Annotated in this window: 20 protein-coding genes and 1 tRNA gene; 11 read left to right on the top strand and 10 right to left on the bottom strand. The window is 40.4% G+C overall.

Annotated features, from left to right (window positions below; all coding sequences use genetic code 11):
- Positions 1-40 precede the first annotated feature (40 nt).
- Genes FPZ42_RS15395 through lpxB form a run of 5 tightly spaced genes read left to right on the top strand, consistent with a single transcriptional unit; the run spans position 41 to position 4,737 of the window.
- A complete protein-coding gene (locus FPZ42_RS15395) occupies positions 41-1,384 on the top strand; it encodes a hypothetical protein (RefSeq protein ID WP_146272706.1) in 1,344 nt (447 codons plus the stop codon).
- 21 nt (positions 1,385-1,405) lie between these two features.
- The gene (locus tag FPZ42_RS15400) at positions 1,406-2,551 is read left to right on the top strand and encodes an acyltransferase family protein (protein ID WP_146272708.1); all 1,146 of its coding nucleotides are present in this window, start codon (positions 1,406-1,408) and stop codon (positions 2,549-2,551) included.
- A 44-nt stretch (positions 2,552-2,595) separates the two neighbouring features.
- On the top strand, positions 2,596-3,369 hold the full coding sequence (surE, locus tag FPZ42_RS15405) for a 5'/3'-nucleotidase SurE (protein ID WP_146272710.1): 774 nt from the start codon (positions 2,596-2,598) through the stop codon (positions 3,367-3,369).
- The gene (locus FPZ42_RS15410) at positions 3,362-3,622 is read left to right on the top strand and encodes a hypothetical protein (RefSeq protein ID WP_146272712.1); all 261 of its coding nucleotides are present in this window, start codon (positions 3,362-3,364) and stop codon (positions 3,620-3,622) included. The genes surE and FPZ42_RS15410 overlap by 8 nt, the downstream gene beginning before the upstream one ends.
- Before the next feature lie 2 nt (positions 3,623-3,624).
- Entirely contained in the window at positions 3,625-4,737 is a 1,113-nt protein-coding gene (lpxB, locus tag FPZ42_RS15415; protein WP_146272714.1) for a lipid-A-disaccharide synthase, read from the top strand.
- A gap of 78 nt (positions 4,738-4,815) precedes the next feature.
- Here lpxB and FPZ42_RS19240 read toward each other — a convergent pair whose 3' ends face one another.
- The gene (locus FPZ42_RS19240) at positions 4,816-4,971 is read right to left on the bottom strand and encodes a hypothetical protein (RefSeq protein ID WP_186458792.1); all 156 of its coding nucleotides are present in this window, start codon (positions 4,969-4,971) and stop codon (positions 4,816-4,818) included.
- Positions 4,972-5,170: 199 nt separating this feature from the next.
- On the bottom strand, positions 5,171-5,359 hold the full coding sequence (locus FPZ42_RS15420; protein ID WP_186458793.1) for a hypothetical protein: 189 nt from the start codon (positions 5,357-5,359) through the stop codon (positions 5,171-5,173).
- A gap of 814 nt (positions 5,360-6,173) precedes the next feature.
- Here FPZ42_RS15420 and FPZ42_RS15425 point away from each other — a divergent pair.
- The 6 genes from FPZ42_RS15425 to FPZ42_RS15450 all read left to right on the top strand — a co-directional run bounded on the left by FPZ42_RS15425 (position 6,174) and on the right by FPZ42_RS15450 (position 9,789).
- On the top strand, positions 6,174-7,790 hold the full coding sequence (locus tag FPZ42_RS15425; RefSeq protein ID WP_222431594.1) for a Na+/H+ antiporter: 1,617 nt from the start codon (positions 6,174-6,176) through the stop codon (positions 7,788-7,790).
- Between the two features lie 65 nt (positions 7,791-7,855).
- Positions 7,856-7,929 (top strand) — tRNA-Ala (locus tag FPZ42_RS15430).
- A 36-nt stretch (positions 7,930-7,965) separates the two neighbouring features.
- Positions 7,966-8,214 (top strand): GIY-YIG nuclease family protein, encoded by a 249-nt coding sequence (locus tag FPZ42_RS15435; protein ID WP_146272718.1) that lies wholly within the window; start codon positions 7,966-7,968, stop codon positions 8,212-8,214.
- Positions 8,215-8,312: 98 nt separating this feature from the next.
- A complete protein-coding gene (locus FPZ42_RS19500) occupies positions 8,313-8,453 on the top strand; it encodes a GIY-YIG nuclease family protein (RefSeq protein WP_391561010.1) in 141 nt (46 codons plus the stop codon).
- A 314-nt stretch (positions 8,454-8,767) separates the two neighbouring features.
- The gene (locus FPZ42_RS15445; RefSeq protein ID WP_146272722.1) at positions 8,768-9,484 is read left to right on the top strand and encodes a pirin family protein; all 717 of its coding nucleotides are present in this window, start codon (positions 8,768-8,770) and stop codon (positions 9,482-9,484) included.
- The gene (locus FPZ42_RS15450) at positions 9,484-9,789 is read left to right on the top strand and encodes a hypothetical protein (protein WP_146272724.1); all 306 of its coding nucleotides are present in this window, start codon (positions 9,484-9,486) and stop codon (positions 9,787-9,789) included. Before FPZ42_RS15445 ends, FPZ42_RS15450 begins: the two co-directional genes overlap by 1 nt.
- Positions 9,790-9,800: 11 nt before the next feature.
- On the opposite strand, the gene FPZ42_RS15455 is transcribed toward FPZ42_RS15450, so the two are convergent.
- The 8 genes from FPZ42_RS15455 to FPZ42_RS15490 form a co-directional block, all read right to left on the bottom strand.
- Positions 9,801-10,580, bottom strand: coding sequence for a polysaccharide deacetylase family protein (locus FPZ42_RS15455; RefSeq protein ID WP_146272726.1), 780 nt, complete (start codon positions 10,578-10,580; stop codon positions 9,801-9,803).
- Positions 10,580-11,551 (bottom strand): glycosyltransferase family 2 protein, encoded by a 972-nt coding sequence (locus tag FPZ42_RS15460; protein ID WP_146272728.1) that lies wholly within the window; start codon positions 11,549-11,551, stop codon positions 10,580-10,582. Before FPZ42_RS15460 ends, FPZ42_RS15455 begins: the two co-directional genes overlap by 1 nt.
- A 143-nt stretch (positions 11,552-11,694) precedes the next feature.
- Positions 11,695-12,870, bottom strand: coding sequence for a glycosyltransferase family 87 protein (locus FPZ42_RS15465; RefSeq protein ID WP_146272730.1), 1,176 nt, complete (start codon positions 12,868-12,870; stop codon positions 11,695-11,697).
- Between the two features lie 79 nt (positions 12,871-12,949).
- Complete coding sequence (locus tag FPZ42_RS15470; RefSeq protein WP_146272732.1) at positions 12,950-15,508, bottom strand: hypothetical protein; 2,559 nt, start codon at positions 15,506-15,508, stop codon at positions 12,950-12,952.
- 32 nt (positions 15,509-15,540) lie between these two features.
- On the bottom strand, positions 15,541-15,798 hold the full coding sequence (locus tag FPZ42_RS15475) for a hypothetical protein (protein ID WP_146272734.1): 258 nt from the start codon (positions 15,796-15,798) through the stop codon (positions 15,541-15,543).
- A 255-nt stretch (positions 15,799-16,053) separates the two neighbouring features.
- Entirely contained in the window at positions 16,054-16,725 is a 672-nt protein-coding gene (locus FPZ42_RS15480; protein ID WP_146272736.1) for a response regulator transcription factor, read from the bottom strand.
- Positions 16,726-16,730: 5 nt separating this feature from the next.
- Positions 16,731-17,546 carry a sensor histidine kinase gene (locus FPZ42_RS15485; RefSeq protein WP_146272738.1) on the bottom strand — a complete coding sequence of 272 codons (816 nt, stop codon included), beginning with the start codon at positions 17,544-17,546 and terminating at the stop codon, positions 16,731-16,733.
- A 730-nt stretch (positions 17,547-18,276) separates the two neighbouring features.
- Positions 18,277-18,672, bottom strand: coding sequence for a hypothetical protein (locus FPZ42_RS15490; protein ID WP_146272739.1), 396 nt, complete (start codon positions 18,670-18,672; stop codon positions 18,277-18,279).
- Positions 18,673-18,717 lie beyond the last annotated feature (45 nt).

An 18,717-nucleotide genomic window follows, 5' to 3' on the forward strand; every position in this document is an offset into this window, starting at 1 on the left:
TCTTTATTTCCATGTCATTTGGTTTAGCTAAACTATTAACATGAGAATCCAAATCCTTATCTTCTCGTTTTTTGTGCTGCCGTTTTTCGGTTTCGCACAAAAAGACCTCCCCGAACTATCGAAATCACAGAACTCGAAAATTATAGATCGCATTGCGGCTGATAAGACTATAAATGCCGAACAAACTGCCAAACTATTGGCTGGTTACAACCAATACCCAGCGCTAAACAAAACAGGTTGTAATTACAAGTTTTACTACCAGGATACTATATTGGGGGCAATACCTTTGCGGGTTTACGTGCCTGCGAATTATAAAAACACACAACGCTCTGCCTGTGTGTTTCAGTTACATGGTGCGGTATCGGTAAGCAAGTTCAACCTTATTGATAGCCTGGCTGATGCAGATGAGGGTATACTTGCCGATCCGCTGAAGGCTAATAACTACATAGTGATACAGCCGCTGGCAGATAAATCCAAAGGTTTTACTTGGGGTGGCATATTTCGTAAAGGGGGCGGGCCGTATCAATTCAATCTTACTTATCAGAGGCTGGCCAACATTGTGGCGGCGCTTAAACAGGTGTTAAATATTGATGATAATCGTGTTTATGCTTTTGGCCACTCAGATGGTGCCGATGGTGCAATAGGTTTAGGTGTTTATGAGCCGAGCCAGTTTGCGGCGGTGGTGGCTTACAACACTATGTTTAAGAACCTTTTTGCGCATGATTATTATATCCGGAATATTCAAAACCGATCGCTTTACGAGGTGCATTCAGATAGGGATGCTTTAAGAAGAATAGACGTCAACCGACAGATCATAGATTCGATTAAGACGTTCGACAACCGCATTAGCTATAAAGAATATCAAGGGTACGAGCATTGGGATAAGCATTTGGCAATTGACGCGCCCAATGCCGACAAGTTTATGAAGGCAAATATCCGTGACGCTTATCAACACACCATCTTTTTAGAGACTACGCAAAATAGTCCCTACAATTCTTGCGATTGGCTAACTGTTTTAAAGGCAGATACCATTAGCCCAAGCACTAATTGGTATAAGCCATTTGAAATTACTTATCGTTATTTTGTTGAAAGACAGGGCGTGTGGTACACCGATAATTACTATCAGCCTCTTAAAAGCGCCGTTGTAAAAGCTTCTTACACAAACAACGTCTTTACGCTGCAAACATCCTGTGCAGCGGAGGTAGCTCTAAAGATAAGCCCGAAGATGGTTGATTTGACTAAACCGATTAAGGTTATTATCAACGGCAAAGAAGTCTACAACAAGGCGGTTGCAGCTGATAAAAAATACATCGTTAATAATTTCAAAAGCAATTTTGACCGTGATGCGATATGGGTAAATCAGCTTAATTTCAAGGTGGAGTAATTTCTCTATATTGGCGCCAGCATGCCGCAAACACAGGCCGCGGGCCAACCTTCAAAACCTAAGATCGTATACGTTGATAATATAAAGGTAGCGCTCACAGTGCTGGTAATTTTACATCACGCCTTTATAACCTATGGCGCACCGGGTGGCTGGTATTATGCAGAGAAAACAGCAAAGGCTGCTGCCGTAATACCCATGACCTTGTTTGTAGCCGTAAACCAATCCTTCTTTATGGGTTGTTTCTTTTTGCTGTCGGCATTGTTTGTACCGGCATCATATTATAAAAAAGGTGTGCTGCGCTTTTTGAGCGATAGGTTGTTGCGCTTTGGTGTTCCATTAGTTTTCTATGCGTTCATTTTATTCCCCATCATGAATTTTATGGTGTATCGGTATGCCGGTAAGCATCCAATAACATTTATGCAATTTTTAACCGGATATGATGGCTGGATCCAATTTGGTGTGCTTTGGTTTGTATGGGCATTGCTGTTATTCAATATAGTATACGTGCTTGTGGTTAAATTAGCAGGTGATAAGTCGCTGGTATTTAAAGCACCTTCCGTACCAATGATGCTGTTATTTGCAGGAGTGCTTTCCATAATAACCTTTTTGGTGCGTATTATTTTTCCGATAGGATGGACATTACAGCCTTTTGGTTTCCAATTGGGGCATTTTTCGCAATACATTTTACTCTTTGTAGTTGGCCTCATTGCGGCAAACAATAACTGGCTGGCGCAAGCGGAATATAAACAGGGGAAATTGATGGCATGGTTTGCTGTGGCAACTATCTTTATTGGGTTTCCTGCAATGTATGCCATCAAAGTGACGTTGAACAATCCGACAGAATGGTTTAACGGGGGCTTGCATTTAGAGGCTGCAATGTATGCTTTTTGGGAGCAGTTTACAGGGGTGGCGATAATTGTTGCATTGCTTTTTATCTGCAAGCATACATGGAATACGCAATCTAAATTTATGAGGAGTTTGTCGCGCTCCGCATTTGCTGTTTATATTTTGCATCCCTTTGTATTGATTTCATTGTCAATGCTTTTGATCAATTGGCAGGTCGACCCTGTTTATAAGCTTTTAGTACTTGCGCCGCTTGGCATTATCATCAGCTTTTCACTGGGCGGCTTGGTGGTGCGCATCCCTGGTGTTAACCGCATTATTTAAAATACAGCTGTTTTGTAGCTTGTATTATCGCTATTTTTGTGGCGATGAAAAGCAAGCAACCTAATATACTGGTAGTAAACGATGATGGTATAACCGCGCCGGGCATAAAAGCCCTGATGCACGCCATGAAAGATCTTGGTCGCGTGGTAGTGGTAGCGCCGGATAGTCCGCAATCGGGCATGGGGCATGCTATCACCATTGGTAAACCACTTCGCCTGGATAAGATAGAACTTTACGATGGTATTGAGACTTACCGCTGCAGCGGTACCCCGGTGGATTGTGTGAAGCTTGCCGTCAACTCGGTTTTTAAAGGTCAGCGCCCCGACCTATGTGTATCGGGCATTAATCATGGGCTCAACAATTCAATAAACGTGCTTTACTCGGGTACTATGTCGGCAGCGGTCGAGGGCGCTATTGAGAGCATACCGTCTATCGGCTTTTCTTTGGATGATTATACCATGCAGGCAGATTTTGAGCCATGCATAAAATTTGTTAAGGAAATAGCTTCCCAAGTTTTAGCGCACGGGTTACCTATCGGTACGGTGCTTAACGTTAACTTTCCGCAGGGCGCTCAAATAAAAGGCATAAAAGTTTGCAGGCAGGCTAACGCCAAGTGGGCCGAGGAGTTTGATGAGCGTAAAGACCCGCACGGCCGACCTTATTATTGGCTTACCGGTGTTTTTCAAAACAACGATAATGGTGAAGACACTGATGTATGGGCTTTAGATCATAATTATGCAAGCGTAGTGCCTGTACAATTCGATATGACCGCCCACCATGCAATACCTGTATTAAACAGCTGGAAATTTAATGTTTAACCGCAACAGCACTTTACTGGGAATTGGCCTGGCTGCATTGCCGCCACTTGTGTTATGGCTCATTTTTGTAATATTTTTAAGGAATGAAGCCATTATTATGGATAAACCTGCAATCCCTTACCTGATAGCCATAGGCTTAAACCTGGTTATGCTGCGTTATTTTGCCCGTAAACATTTCGATCTAACCTCGCGCGGAATTATGATGACCACTTTTGTGTGCATGTTGTTAATTGCCATATTCAAATTTCATTAAGTATGAAGTACTACCTGGTAGCCGGAGAGGCTTCGGGCGATCTGCACGGGGCAAACTTGATGAAAGCATTGAAGGAGCGCGATGCTGATGCAGATTTTAGATACTTTGGCGGTGACCTGATGCAGGCCGAAGGTGGCACCCTGGCAAAACACTACGCGGATATGGCTTTTATGGGTTTTGTAGAAGTGCTGTTTAACCTGAAAACGATCCTCAAAAACCTGCGCACCTGTAAGCAAGATATACTGCAATATCAGCCAGATGTTCTCGTACTAATAGATTTTCCGGGTTTTAATTTGAAGATAGCGGAGTTTGCAAAGCAAAATAATTTACTGGTTTGTTATTACATCTCACCAAAAGTGTGGGCCTGGAATCAAAAGCGTGTCTTGAAAATCAAACGCATTGTAGACCATCTGTTCTGTATTTTACCATTCGAAGTGCAGTTTTATAAGGAGTGGGGAATGGATATAGACTACGTAGGTAACCCGCTGCTTGATGCTGTTGATGCATTTACCCCTGATCCTGACTTTAGAGAGAAGCATAATCTCCAAAATAAAAAGATCATTGCCTTCCTTCCCGGTAGCAGGAAACAGGAGATCAGTCGCTTACTGCCTGATATGGTAGCTTCTGCCCGAAGGTTTCCGGATTTTATGTTGGTTGTTGCAGGTGCGCCTTCCTTTAATGCTGATTACTATACGCAATATCTAAACGGTGCCGACGTGCCCGTTATATTCGATAGCACTTATGATATTCTCTGCAATGCCGAAGCTGCGCTGGTAGCATCCGGAACTGCTACTTTAGAAACCGCTTTGTTTAACGTGCCACAGGTGGTTTTATATAAAGGAAATGCTTTAACCATTGGCATAGCGCGCATGCTGGTAAAGATTAAATTTATATCACTTGTAAACCTTATTATGGATAAACTGGTGGTGAAAGAGTTAATACAGGAGGATTGTAATCCAAAGGTTATCGCTACAGAGCTGGATAAATTACTGAACGATAATACTTACCGGACCGAAATGCTACGTAATTACGATCTTCTTGATGAGCGGATGGGCCTGCCCGGCGCATCTGCTAAAACTGCTTCGCTTATTTTGAAGTATGCTTCAAAAAAATAAGGCTCCGCTATCTGGTAGCCGAGCCTTAAGTCTCTCAAAGGTGAAATGTTTAAAATAGAATAGATGATATATGGTAGATCAGGCAGCTGACAACTGTTGTTGCGCAGCCTTCTGTTTGTTGCTTGAGAATTGATTACGCTCTCTGAAAGCCTTTAGGTCTTCCATCAACAAGTTCTTTAACTCATTATCATAACGCGCAACTAATTTGCTGGTAGCTTGTTTGTAGGTTTTCATAGGTGAATATTTTGTTGTGAGTGTTTTTGTTTTAGTTTTAGTGTAGATGTTTTAAATCATTAAGCTGCTTTTTTTGATTTGATCGCTTTTAGATCACTCATCAAAATGTTCATTAGCTCTTTATCGAAACGGTTAACTAATTTGCTTGTTGCTGTTTTTTGAGTTTTCATAGTTCAAGTATTTTTATATTCAGTTATAGTTATTTGTCTTTGTTTTTGTCTTCTTCTTCGTCCTGGTTCTCAGTCAAATTATCGTGCCTGCGTTTTGCCTCTCTGTGTTGCCTTTCCACTTGCTCCTCGTCGCGGCTGTCTGAGGTTTTCTCCGGCTCTCCTGGGTTGTCCCATTCCTTTTCGTCGCCGTTTTTCTCAATAATGTTATCGATAGCCATAGTAACGTTGTTTGATATATGCTGTTCCAATTGAATGCCAAAAATTCCAAATCGGAGAAAAAAAATTGCGAGAAGTGAAAAATATCTAAGTGAACGTTGATATTAGATAATTTGAGTGGATTTTAAACCGTTTCAGAAATGGGTTTTTAGTATTAGCAATACCACGTGATCAAAAATGTACTCTCAACATTAAAAAAATGATGCAAATCAATTATAAATGTGTTCGGTTTTGAATAATCAAGTGTAGGGTTGTATTGTAATCTTCTGTTATAGGGGAAGTATTTACGACCAAACGCTATTATTTTGAAATTTTTTGGTTATTTATGATTTAAACTGATCAATTATGCAGCTTTAGCACGTAAAATGATGTAAAAATTAGCAAATCAATCACTTTATTAAACATTTATTACTATTTATTGGTTAAATTAATGTTAATAACAAGTTATCTCAGCTTTTATATGATAAATTTTAAGTTTTTATTGAAAAAATTATGATTATTTTGATGAATGTTAATATATTTGCTTCATCGTTGCGAGAGCGATAAAATAATTAGGTTGCAAATCAAAAGGTTACAATTTAATTACAAAATTTATTTTCTGATTTAAAAAGATAGTGTTACTTTTACACTATTAAAATTTAATAAAAAGTCTTCTCATAATTTAGGTTTATAATTGGTTAGTAAAGGCCCCTGCCCATCAGGGGCTTTACTTTTTTATAAACTTTTCATAGTCGTTGTCTGTTATTTAGTCCAGTATCTTTCGCAGTGATGCATCACGATGTATATTTGATTATCTTAAACCAAAATTCACCTCCATTGGAAAATACTCACTCGGTTTTAGTGCTGTGCCTTGGGCTTGTGTTCAGCGTATCATTATTGGTTCTGCTGGCCAACAGATTGAAGATTGCCTACCCTATTTTTTTAACCCTTGCGGGCTTATTGATCAGCTTTATTCCCGCTGTTCCTATCATACATATCGATTCTGATCTTGTATTCCTGGTGATACTGCCGCCTATATTGTATGATGCTGCGCAAAATATGTCGTTAAAGGCGTTATGGCGTTGGCGCCGTATCATCAGTGGTATGTCTATAGGTTTCGTACTTTTCACAGCAATTGCCGTAGCGTTTGTAAGCCATTGGCTTATTCCGGGCTTTACTATGGAGCAGGGATTTTTGTTAGGGGCTATTATATCTCCGCCCGACGCCGCAGCCGCCACGGCTATTTTGCAATACGTAAAGCTGCCTAAAGGCATGGTCTCCATATTAGAAGGTGAAAGTTTGCTGAATGATGCTACTAGCTTAACCATATTCAGGTTTGCTTTGGCGGCAATTTTAACCAATCACTTTACGTGGGGGGCAGCAGCAGGTGGTTTTATACTGGTAGTTATGTCGGGTATCTTCATCGGGCTTTTGTTCGGATTGATATTTTACGCCATATATAAATGGCTGCCCACAACTGTTGATCTGGACATAGCCATTTCCTTGGTTATACCTTATATCATTTATATTACTGCAGAGGCGGTTCACTCATCAGGTGTATTAGCAGTTGTTAGCGGGGGCTTGTTTATCGCCTACCAAAATCACTTTGTTTTTTCGCATAGCAGCAGGCTGCGGTCGGGGGCGCTATGGTCGTCAATTGTATTTATATTGAATGCTGTTGTTTTCTTTTTGATAGGATTGCAACTGCCGGACATAGCAAAAGGCATTGGCTCTGTTGATATGGGTACTGCGCTCGTAATTGCATTGGTAATATCTTTAGTGGTGATAGTTGCCAGGATGGTTGCCGGTATATTTACTGGGGTATTTACACGTTTTATGGGCCGCTACATTACAGTTGCACAAAGCAATCCGGGCTGGCGTAATCCCTTGATCGTTGGGTGGGTAGGTATGCGTGGTGTAGTATCATTAGCATCGGCACTATCAATTCCTTTGCTGCTTGAAAACGGAAAGGCGTTTCCGCATCGCAACTTAATACTGTTCATCACCTTTGTTACCATCGTTGTAACCCTGGTGGGGCAGGGGTTGGTACTCCCGTGGGTGATAAGGATAGTGAAACCCGATAAAGGTATAGACCAAAGACCAGACGACCAGCAGATAGTAGAGATTGAATTAAAATTAATGAATACCGCCGTGGCAGAAATGGACGAAAAATACGCCGACCAAATGCAAAGCAACCCATTGCTATTGCACAAGTACGAATTTGTTAAAAATAAGATTGATCTGCTGGAGTGTTCTGTAAAAGGTGACGGAGAAAGAGAGTGGGCCAACAAACTGGTTAAGGAATATAGACGAATTATGACAGCCGTTACCGAAAAGGAGAGGAGTAAACTCCATTACTTCCGCAAAAAAGAAGGCTTTGATGATGATGTGATCCGCCTGATAGAGAACCGCCTTGACCTGGAAGAGGAGAATATGAAAGATAATATTGAGTAAACGGATATCTACACTAAAAATTCTTTTCCATTTTACTTACATAATGATATATTTGCAGCCCACACGGGGGATTAGCTCAGCTGGCTAGAGCGCTTGCATGGCATGCAAGAGGTCATCGGTTCGACTCCGATATTCTCCACTAATTTTAAATCGCCTCTGCAAGGGCGATTTTTTTATGGAATATTTTTGCTACATCATTTATTCTGAAAGGCTGGACAAATACTACGTTGGTCATACGGAGGACCTGAATACCAGGTTGAAGCAGCACAATTTGGGTATTTCAACATTTACATCAAAGGCGGATGATTGGATATTAGTTTATTCAGAAGCATTTTCTTCAAGAGAAGATGCCCGTAGCCGCGAATTTGAAATTAAGAAGAAGAAAAGCAGAAAATATATCGAATGGCTCATCGCAGCGAAATGAGCGCTTGCTTGCCCCGAAAGCGTTCGGGGAAGAGGTCATCGGTTCGACTCCGATATTCTCCACCAATTTTAAATCGCCTCTGCAAGGGCGATTTTTTTATGGAATATTTTTGCTACATCATTTATTCTGAAAGGCTGGACAAATACTACGTTGGTCATACAGAGAATCTGAATACCAGGTTGAAGCAGCACAATCGGGAGTTTCAACATTTACATCAAAGGCGGATGATTGGATATTAGTATATTCAGAAGCATTTTCTTCAAGAGACGATGCCCGTAGCCGCGAACTTGGAATCAAAAGAAGAAAAGCAGAAAATATATCGAATGGCTCATTGCAGCAAAATGAGCGCTTGCTTGCCCCGAAAGCGTTCGGGGAAGAGGTCATCGGTTCGACTCCGATATTCTCCACTAATTTCTAATCGCCTCGCAAGGGCAATTTTTTTCTTTTAAGCCAACCATGTACTCGACAAATATTTTTTAACCTCACACTTAACCTACATTAAGTGTAAGCAGTGCAGCAGAATGTACCTTTGTATCAACAAATAACAATTACAATGGCACAAACAGTATTGCATAAAGCAGCAACCCGTGGTTTTGCAGACCATGGTTGGTTAAAAAGTCATCATACATTTAGTTTCGCTAACTATTACAATCCCGAAAGGATAAATTTTGGCGCCCTGAGAGTTTTGAATGATGATAGTGTTGACGGTGGCAGAGGTTTTGGCGAACACCCGCATGATAATATGGAGATCATATCCATACCATTGGAGGGCGACTTGGAGCATCGCGACAGCATGGATAACGTTGCTGTGATCAAAAACGGGGATATACAAGTGATGAGCGCCGGCACCGGCATTTATCATAGTGAGTACAATAAAGCAGCTAACAGCCAGGTAAAGTTTTTGCAGATATGGGTGTTCCCTAATAAGCGTAATGTAGAACCACGGTATGATCAGCTTACCTTGCAGGCTGAGGATCGCCATAATAAATTACAGCAGGTATTATCACCTAACCCGGATGATGCAGGGGTATGGATCCACCAGGATGCCTGGTTTAACCTCGGCGAATTTGATAAAGGCATAACAACAGAATATAAAATGCACAAACCGGGACAGGGCGTTTACGTTTTTGTTTTAAAGGGGGATGTTAACGTAAACAATGTGCTACTGAACACCCGCGATGGTTTAGGGATCTGGGATACTGATCAGTTTTCGATCACTGCTGAAACCGACGCTGAGTTTTTGTTAATGGAAGTACCAATGGAATTTTGATGATGAAAAAGTGTGAGATATTGGTGGTATGCCGCCATCCGGATATTCTGGCGACAGTTGTAAGGCTGATCAACAATAACCCGGAGTGGCATGCCACAGGCTGCCAGAGTGATGACGAAGCTGTTAAAGCTTTTATGCTAACCAAACATAATGTGGTATTAATTGGCGCAGGTGTTGAAGCCGAATCTGAAGCAAAATTGCGGGAGGAGTTTATTGCGCTAAACCCAAAAGTAAAGGTCGTTCAGCATTTTGGGGGTGGTAGCGGTTTGCTATCTGCAGAAATATATGGTGCCTTACAAAAATAAGATAAGCGGATCTATCTTATAAACGTTTCAACAAAATCACCGGTGCGGCCAAATGCAATTTGTTTGCTCTGTGCCCCTTCTATAATCTCGGAAAGCCTTTTCAGAAGTTTTTGCCCTGAATTCCTGACAATATAAGAGGGCAGGCCATATTGTGGCTTTGTTGCAAGATCAAAAAATTCCCAGGGATGAAAATATAGGTTAAGGTAGCCGTCTTTTTTTAAGGTTGAAGAACAAAGGCTTTTAAGGAGCCACATGGGCAGGTTATGAAAGCTCAACCAAAATAATGGTATGCGTAACAACGGCGAAACGGAAGCCGGTAGTTGCAATACTCCACTTTTATAAAAGTATGTGCGAGGCTGATCAAAATTATTATAACGCCCCGGTAGCCAGGTAGGATTTAATGATGAGTTGTAAACGTAACCTGCTTTAGATATTTCTTCCTCATCAACCGGCATCATGCGCGGCATCCTGAATCCTGTAACCGCGTCGGCGGTAATTTCCTGTAATCTTAGTCGCGACCGCAAAAGATCTTCGGTAGCAAAAGCGGAATGGTAATATCCGTGAGAAGCCACCTCGTGCCCATCTGCTATTATTTGCTTTATCACATCCGGCTTGTGGTCAGCGTAATTAGCCGTGCAGTAGAAGGTGGCTTTGATGTTATATTTTTTCAATAATGCCAGGACCGCGGCATTGCCAATTGTTGAAACAGCTAATTGTTCATCAAAATTTATTTCCTTGCCAAGCTCAATAGGCAGATCAAACTCTTCAAGATCAAAACCAAGTAAGATCATCAGTTAAGCGGGAAATCCAATTCTTGACGTGCCGCTGTGACTATATTTGTTGACCGAATAATGTAGCTTGGTCGGTTCTTAGATTGCGCAAATATTTTACCCACATAAATGCCGATGACGCTGAGCAGGAACAATTGCATGCCACCCAAAAACTCAATAGAAGCGATAAGAGAGGCCCAGCCGGGTACTGCATACCCCTCAAAGTAACTGATCAATATATATGGAAAATATAAAATAGCTAATGCTGCAAAACCAAGCCCAATGCCGGCTGATACATACAATGGGCGCGGACTAAAGGCCATAATATTACCAATGGCGAATTTGAGCAGCTTAAAAAACGAATAACTCGCGTTGCCCATGTGCCTTTTAGATGGCGTGTATGGGAAGCCTATCTGTTTAAAACCAACCCATTTTACAATCCCTCTAAAGAATATCTCAGATTCATCAAGTTCTTTTAGTTGCTTAACAACCTTTGTGTCTATTAAACGATAGTCGGCAATACCATTTTCTAATTTAACGTCAGAAAGGGCGTTAATAACCTTATAAAAAAGTTTAGATGTTATGCGCTGGTAAATCTGTGCATGCTTGTTCGCTGTTTCGCGGTAAGTATAAACTACATCAAAACCATCTTCCCAATAATTCAGCATTTTTTTGATAAGCTGGGGCGGATGCTGCATATCTGCATCAATGGTTATTACTGCATCACCTTTGGCAAGGGCAAGCCCAGCCTTCAGGGCATAATCCTTACCAAAATTTCTTGAAAGCTCAACATAATAAACATTGCTTTGCAGGCGAGCATTAAGCTTGATCTCGTTTAGCGTGTTATCCTCGCTGCCATCATCTACAAATATCAGTTCGTAACTGTAATCAAGTGGCTTAAATAGATCTATAATATGGTTAGTAAGTTCACTAATATTGCCTTCCTCGTTATGTGCAGGCACAACTACAGATATTAATTTGCGGGTGGGCATTGGTTTATTCGATAGGGGTGATTAATACTTTATTAAACATTACGCTAATTACCAAGCAAGTGATACAGCTATTTTAAAATTTGTAACATTTAAGTTACTAATATAGATAAAATTTTAATCACCTATTATTTCTCACGTAATCCTTACGATGCGGTTACAATTCTGTCTTCGGCTTCAAAATTACGTGTTAGCATTTCGCAGATTATTTTAAGCCAGATAATAAGGCAGGGTAGCGATTTTAGGCGGTAAGGGTTTACATAATTCATGGTCAAAAACTCCGGGAAGATGTCTGAGGTAGAAAAGCTCGTTAAAATTATAGCAAGCACCAGTAAGAAGATCTCAAATTTGGTTACTGGCCGCTTCAGGTTCATAAACCAGATACCTACACCGGTTAAAGCAATAACATAAGTTGGTGATTCCGCTGAACTGCTGAATATTACTGTAAATATCAATACCGAGGCGAGTAGCAATAAACGGTAACCGGTATAACGATAAGCGCTGATCCGACAGTAAGGCAGCAGGAAAAGTAAAAGTGCGGGAGCTATCACTGCCAGGTTGTTGAGTTTATTGATTTTAAATACTCTTGCTATCATCCCAAGTACAGAGATATTCTGCATCTCTGAAGACATGTTTTCCGTGTTTTTCGCCACAAGGTCATAGTACCAATCGCGGTAGGTTTGCATAATAAATGTAGGAGATGATATCGCCATCGGCAGCACAAACAACACTGCCGACCAAAATATCAGGCTGATTATAAGTTTCAGTTTGTGATCAGAGAAAAAGAAAAAAGCCAGGCCTACGATGCCATAAAGTTTAGTCATGGTACCTAACATGATCATGAGTGCTGCCCAAAAATCTTGTTTGGTGTTGATGAAGTAAAAGGTGAAAATAATAAATGCAGCTATACTGGGGTTGAATTGAAAGTAAAGCGATGATCCCACTAATTCGTTAGTGCAAAGCAACAATATATAGTCAGACAGGTTACTTTTGATCGGAAGTTTTTTGATAGCCAGGAACAGAAACAAAGCGTTAAAGAACACCCAAAGCACAACCCCAATACTATCAGGCAACAAGGCAAATGGGGCTATTAGCAGCGAAAATACCGGGCCGTAATGATTACGGTCATAATAGTATTCTGGTTGTTGAACGTATAGATTTAGCTGTTGCGTTACGTTCAGAAAATTATGCTTAAATATAAGGTAGTTATTAAGCGATTGATGCGAACAAACAGTTTTAATAACAAGGAAAAGGCTAATGCTAAACCAGAGGAAATATATAGCGTTACGTGCTGCGGTTGCACGGTTCAAACTAAACGTCATTTGAGAGTTAGGTTTTCGGCAAAGATAGCTAATCCTCTAATTGTAACAAATTAATTACACGTGGGGTGCATGCAGAGCTTTAATGCTGAACAATAGTCATTTCCGGAAAGATAACTTCTTTTAACAAGCCAAGTTCTCTGCTTAGTTTGCCAAATTCATAACGGCACTGTTTATAAAATTCCGGATAAACATTAACAAGTTCCGTGTTATTGACGATGGTTCCCAGCATGATACACTTTGAAAGATTATGCTGACCTGCCACATCCATAAATGCCCTTGTATTATCAATGATATGGATGTAGTCTTTTTCTAAAAGATTGATCTTTATGCGAAGAGCGTAAAAGGCAGTCTTCATATAATCTGTAAAAGTTTCCGGGCTTTGCCTGTAAAGCGCCTTATAAAGCTGGTAGCTCTCTGCAAGTTCAACGGTGCGGCCATGCCTGTAGTAGCAGTCCGCTTTTATCAGGCCGATAATAAATGAGTAGCCATGTTGTGCTGATACCTTAGGATTTTTGTAATTTTTCTCCAACGTACTGATATAGCGCAGTGTTTTAAGTGGCTTTTGAAAGATGATAAGCGTGTAAGCGCCTAAAAGGAACAGCATATCATGCGAAGCAGTATTGGTAAAATAGTTACCCTCTTTTGGTGGATTAAAGTAAAACCTTGTCAGCTCCTGTCCAACATCACGTTTTATTTCGCCTGTCTTCAGAAAACTGTAGATAGCATCCAGGCATTTAACAGGATTTATAGCAAAGCGGTTAAAGCTTTCTGATGGTAGGGCTTTGAGCTTTATAATGCATTCTTCCAGTTCGTTCATGTCGAACCTTAAAATAGCCGTAAGCGCTAAGGCAGTATGTATAAGCGCTTTTTTGCGGTTACTCAAATTAAATTTAAGCAAGCCTTGCAAGGTTCGTTTATATTTTAGGCTGATGAATTCGAGCCCGAAGAAGTAGTTGAAAAGCTCCGGACTGCAGTCTTGTCTGAAGAAGGATCTTAACGATTCGCTTTGCCCTTGGGTGGCGCATTGTTCAGAGAACATATCACCCATAAAGTTGATTAGGTCTGCCTTTTCAGTTAAGCTTAATTTGGCGTGCGTAAGCAGATCAAAATTACAATGCTGCCCGGCTTTAAATGCATAAAGCACACACCACTGTAGTACTGGCACTTTTTGGGCGTTAGTTTCAAACAGGTTGTTTATCTGTGCTATAAGGCTCTCGTCAAAAATAGAATTGTTATTATATAGCAATGACTTGGCCAGGGCATGATTCTGGAAATACTGGTTAGTAAATTCGATAAATGAATTATAGTGTAAGCCTGTACTTTTATTGATCTCACGCAGGTATCCAATACTCAGTAGTTCATGATACGCCTGGTAATAAAGCTTAATTAAACCATTAACCTTTGCGCGCGGTACCGTAAAGTTACCGCTGGCAATGTCCATTTCATCAGCAAGGCCTTGTATAAGCAGCATTTTTTCTGCCGAGCTTTGGCCCATATAAATTTTATTAAGTATAAATGTTGAAACAAGCTCATACATGCATACCTGACTGATGTTATTAAGGCAAAAGTTTTGTGAGTTTTGTTTATAGTAAAATTGAAAATAAAGAGGATGGCTAAATTGAAGGGCTATATCTGTAGAAATATTATTAGTGTTTCCCTGGTTTATTTTTGATGCCAGTTGCCTCACTTCGCCGGTATCAAATAAGGGAACGTTCAGCGCGCTGTTTTCATCGCCTATGAACCTGATAAACCAGTTTTCATCGTTAAGGTTAAACTCGTGCCTGTTGTTTATCCAAGTGAATGAGCGCATCGTAACAATGAGTTTGAACCAGGATGAACCCTGGTACAATGCTAAAATATCCAATAATTGCGCCTGCAGTAATTTATATTGTTCTGGTTTGTAAACATGCTCATCAAAAGCGTCTATGATCAGGTAAAAATTGCCGCCCTTTCCGCGCTGTTGGTTTAGCATTGCGGCAACATCGTCGTTAGCAGTATAGCCAAGTAAGGCAAGCAGCCAGTGGTTAATATCCTGTCCGCTTAAAAAGGCGTTCATCAATGCGCTGGTACTAAAAAACAGTACAACATCCTGATTGTTGCCTGCTCCGTTGTTTAACAAGCGTTCTTCTATCCAATGGCAAAGTGCTATGGTTTTACCGTGCCCGGCTGGTGCCGCAAGCACCGTAGCAGAATAATGGTTATTTACAAAATCGTCCAGATGGTCTGATACAATGCGCCTTGTAATGGTTTGACCATACGGGATGCCCGATTTATTGCGAAGTACTTGTAATGTAAAATTGGTGATCTTTTGGGCGTTTAGGTTTAAGCTGTCCCAATCAGGTGTGGTGTATTGTGTGGTTTTATTGGGTGTAACTTCCTGGCTGTGGCAAAAATCCTCCCAACCTTTAAATCCGCAATATTTTGCCATCACGTCAATTGTGAAAATAGATGGCTTAAACTTGCTGTAAGCAAATCCAAATACACGCTTAAGCGTAGTTTCGCTTACGCTTTGTTTGGTATGCCTAATAATGTCAGCTGCTATAATGCGGCAATCATGCGGGGTAATATTACTTAATCCCGATGTTGCGATAACAGCTCGCTTCAATAGTTCGTAGTATTGTGGTAAAAATGACGTCATAAGCTAAGAGTAAGATGGACGTTAACATGTTTTTATGCAATAACCAGTTTTATACACTCGCGTACAGTCAGTTCTTCAGAAACATCTCCGGCACTTATTCTTCTACCGGTATTATAATCTAAGGCAATTTGATGCAACCGTTGCTCAAGCAGGCGGCAGCGCTCAGCGCTGTTATAGCCAACTTTTGTTAACGGTGTATTAGCCAGCAAGTTGTAGGGGTATTGGGCTGGCATGCCACCCGTGTTCAATATATCAAATTTAATCTGATTTGTTATAAATATGATATCCATCTACGCTTTTCCGATTAAATTATTAAAACTTTTCAGAATAATTGGTTTGTACGTAAATATAGTTAAACAAGTTATACAAAAAGGATGGCAATAATATCGAAGAAAATGAATTGCTGAATACTATAATCTGTAATGATATATTTTCGCTTAAATTGATATAATATTTCTAATAGATTAAAAATTAACTCTAAAAGGTTGGATTTTAACAGTAGAGCTGCCGAGAAAAACTGTAAATCACGTAATTCTACGTGGTTTCTAAATGGAAAGATCAACCAGTTGATGTTTTAAAGCGAACATAACCAGTCCGGCAATGGTTTGGCAACCAATTTTGTTCATTAGAGAGTTGCGATGACCTTCAATAGTGCGGACGCTAAGGAACAGCTTATCAGCTATTTCCGTATTGTTGCGATCTTTACATATTAATTCCAGCACCTGAAGTTCGCGGCGGGTAAGCTTAGCCGGTAACTGATTCATGCTTTTAGTTAAAACAGCGCGTTGCAGATTGGTATTTTTAAGGGCATGCTTTACTTCAGCATTGAAATAGAAACCATTTTTATTGACAGCTTCGATCGTGTAAATGAGTTCTGAAGCTTCACAATTCTTAAGCAGATACGACGCAGCGCCGCTGTTGATCATCTGGGTTATCAGCATTTCATTGGCGTGACCAGTAAGGACTACCACTTTTATCGCCGGATAATTTGCCTGTAAATATTTATTGAGCTCTATACCGTTCATATCCGGCATATCCAAGTCAACAATAGCTACGTCAATATTTTCGGCAATTGCTTCTAAAGCGCTTATAAAATCATTACCACCTTGATATTCACCGGCCAGATTAAAGGTATCGACCGAATTTATTAAAACGGCCAAACTTTGCCTGAACAGGTTTTGGTCATCAATTACAGCAATATTTATCCGCCTGTTCATTGGGGTTAAACAGTTTTAGGAGATGGGATAGGGTAACTTATCTCAATGTTAAATCCTTGGTTATCAAATAGCGGAATATTGTAACTTGCGTTGATGTTGAGCAGTCGGCTTTCAATGTTCTGCATACCCATCCCTTTCTTAAATATCTCAGGGCTTACCGTTAAGCCCTTGCCATTATCCGCATAGTCTAATAGCAGGATATTGTCTCTTCTTTTGACCGTTATAACAGCAGCACTTGCGCCAGAATGTTTGATGGTGTTGTTAAGCAATTCCTCTAAAACCCTGTAAAGTGCTGTTGCTGTGTTGATGGGTAACTCAGAAAGTTCCTGTTCAGCTTCGTTTATAAAATCAATGTTTAGTTTGCCGGATTGACTGATCATGGTGCAATGCTCTGCAACAGCTGCTGACAGACCGTAATAGCGTAGGGTAGTAGGCGACAAGTTATGTGAGATGTTTCTCACATCTTTAACTATCTTATCAATGATGGTTTTGCTTGATCTGGAAAACTCTTTAAAGCTATCGTCATCTTTTCCGGTAGGTTTAAACATCTCTATAAGCAATCTCAGGCCCGATATGGTTGAGCCTACATCGTCATGCAGGTCTTGCCCTATGCGTTTGCGCTCAGCTTCCTGCATCTCAATGGTGGCACGCAGCAACTCTTTCTGGTGCTCTATTTGCGCCTGTTGAAATTCCTGGCGTTGCCTAAGCAGTTTGTTTTGATTTCGGACTGAATAAATGATAAAGGCGGAGACGAAAATGAACACGCCCACCATGGCAAAAATGATCAGGACGGCTGTGTTGTCGTTATTTGTGATCTGCATTTGCTAAAACCTATTGCAAATAAAACATATTCTATGATTAATATAGTATCATGAAATGTCCATACTATATCGGTAAATATGTTTCGTTCTAAAAAAAAGTTAAAAAAAATAAAAATGATGAACCCAACTGCGTAATACATCAAAAGCCCGGCGTTAATCCAATTAAAATTATCGTCTGTCCATTTTTTTTCGTCCGCGCCTTTTTTGATCACATACCCCATACAAAACGCTACTATTATAAATGCGCAAATTGGCCGCGAGTAGGTGTTAAACTCTATTTTATTTTGAATGAAGAAATAATTAATAACACAAAAAATATCGAAGATGGCTACCATAAAATACATATATGGCCGCCATCGCTTATCATAGACATAGCTGAAGATAAGTGTAATGAAAGTAAATTCAAGTATAGTATAGAAATGGAATAAGCCCACTGTGTGATAGTGATGAGCCATCATGATAAGGGAAATCAAATTCAACAAACTGCCTGCAATGGTAAAAAACAGAAGAAGTTTAAATGGTGCGGGTAAACAAAGATAATTTCTTAAGCCAATAAAGATGGGTATAAGCGCGCTGATTGGTACAATATACGTGGAATAAAAGTCGAACATAAAAAGGGGATGTGCAAGGCCTAAAGATAATTAAAGCTATATACATCATCCCCTTAAAATCAAAAAACTGTCGGCAAAAAGATAATTATCAAAGTAGCTGATAGTCTCGATTAGCCTGATTATTCTACTGGAGGTTCTTCCGTACAATAAGGTGGGCAAGATTTGCTCATGTCGTAAGTGTTGCTTTGACTTCCATCACCACCTTCAACCTCGGTACCGGATCCGGGCTGTCCCTGAGGCATGATAATACGACGGACTTCTTTGCCATCCACTACCGGAATAAAAATAAGTTTTGCAGAGGTTGGATCGTCGGCGATCTCAAGACCGATGTGCACTCGTACAGCCTCTGCATCAGGATTAAACTGTACAATGTTAGTAAAACTTGCAATGGGGATAAGGAATGACCGGATGTCAAAGTCAGGCTCCTGGTCGGCAAGGAATGCTTTCCAATTAGCGATCATTTGGTCGGCTTCAATAACAGGGATGCTTCCTTCAGGGAAAAAAGATTCACTCATTTGTTTTGGTGTTTTAGATTAATAAATAATGAATTGATGTTTTAA

The sequence above is a fragment of the Mucilaginibacter achroorhodeus genome, from assembly GCF_007846095.1.
In the GTDB taxonomy this organism is placed as follows: Bacteria; Bacteroidota; Bacteroidia; order Sphingobacteriales; family Sphingobacteriaceae; genus Mucilaginibacter; species Mucilaginibacter achroorhodeus.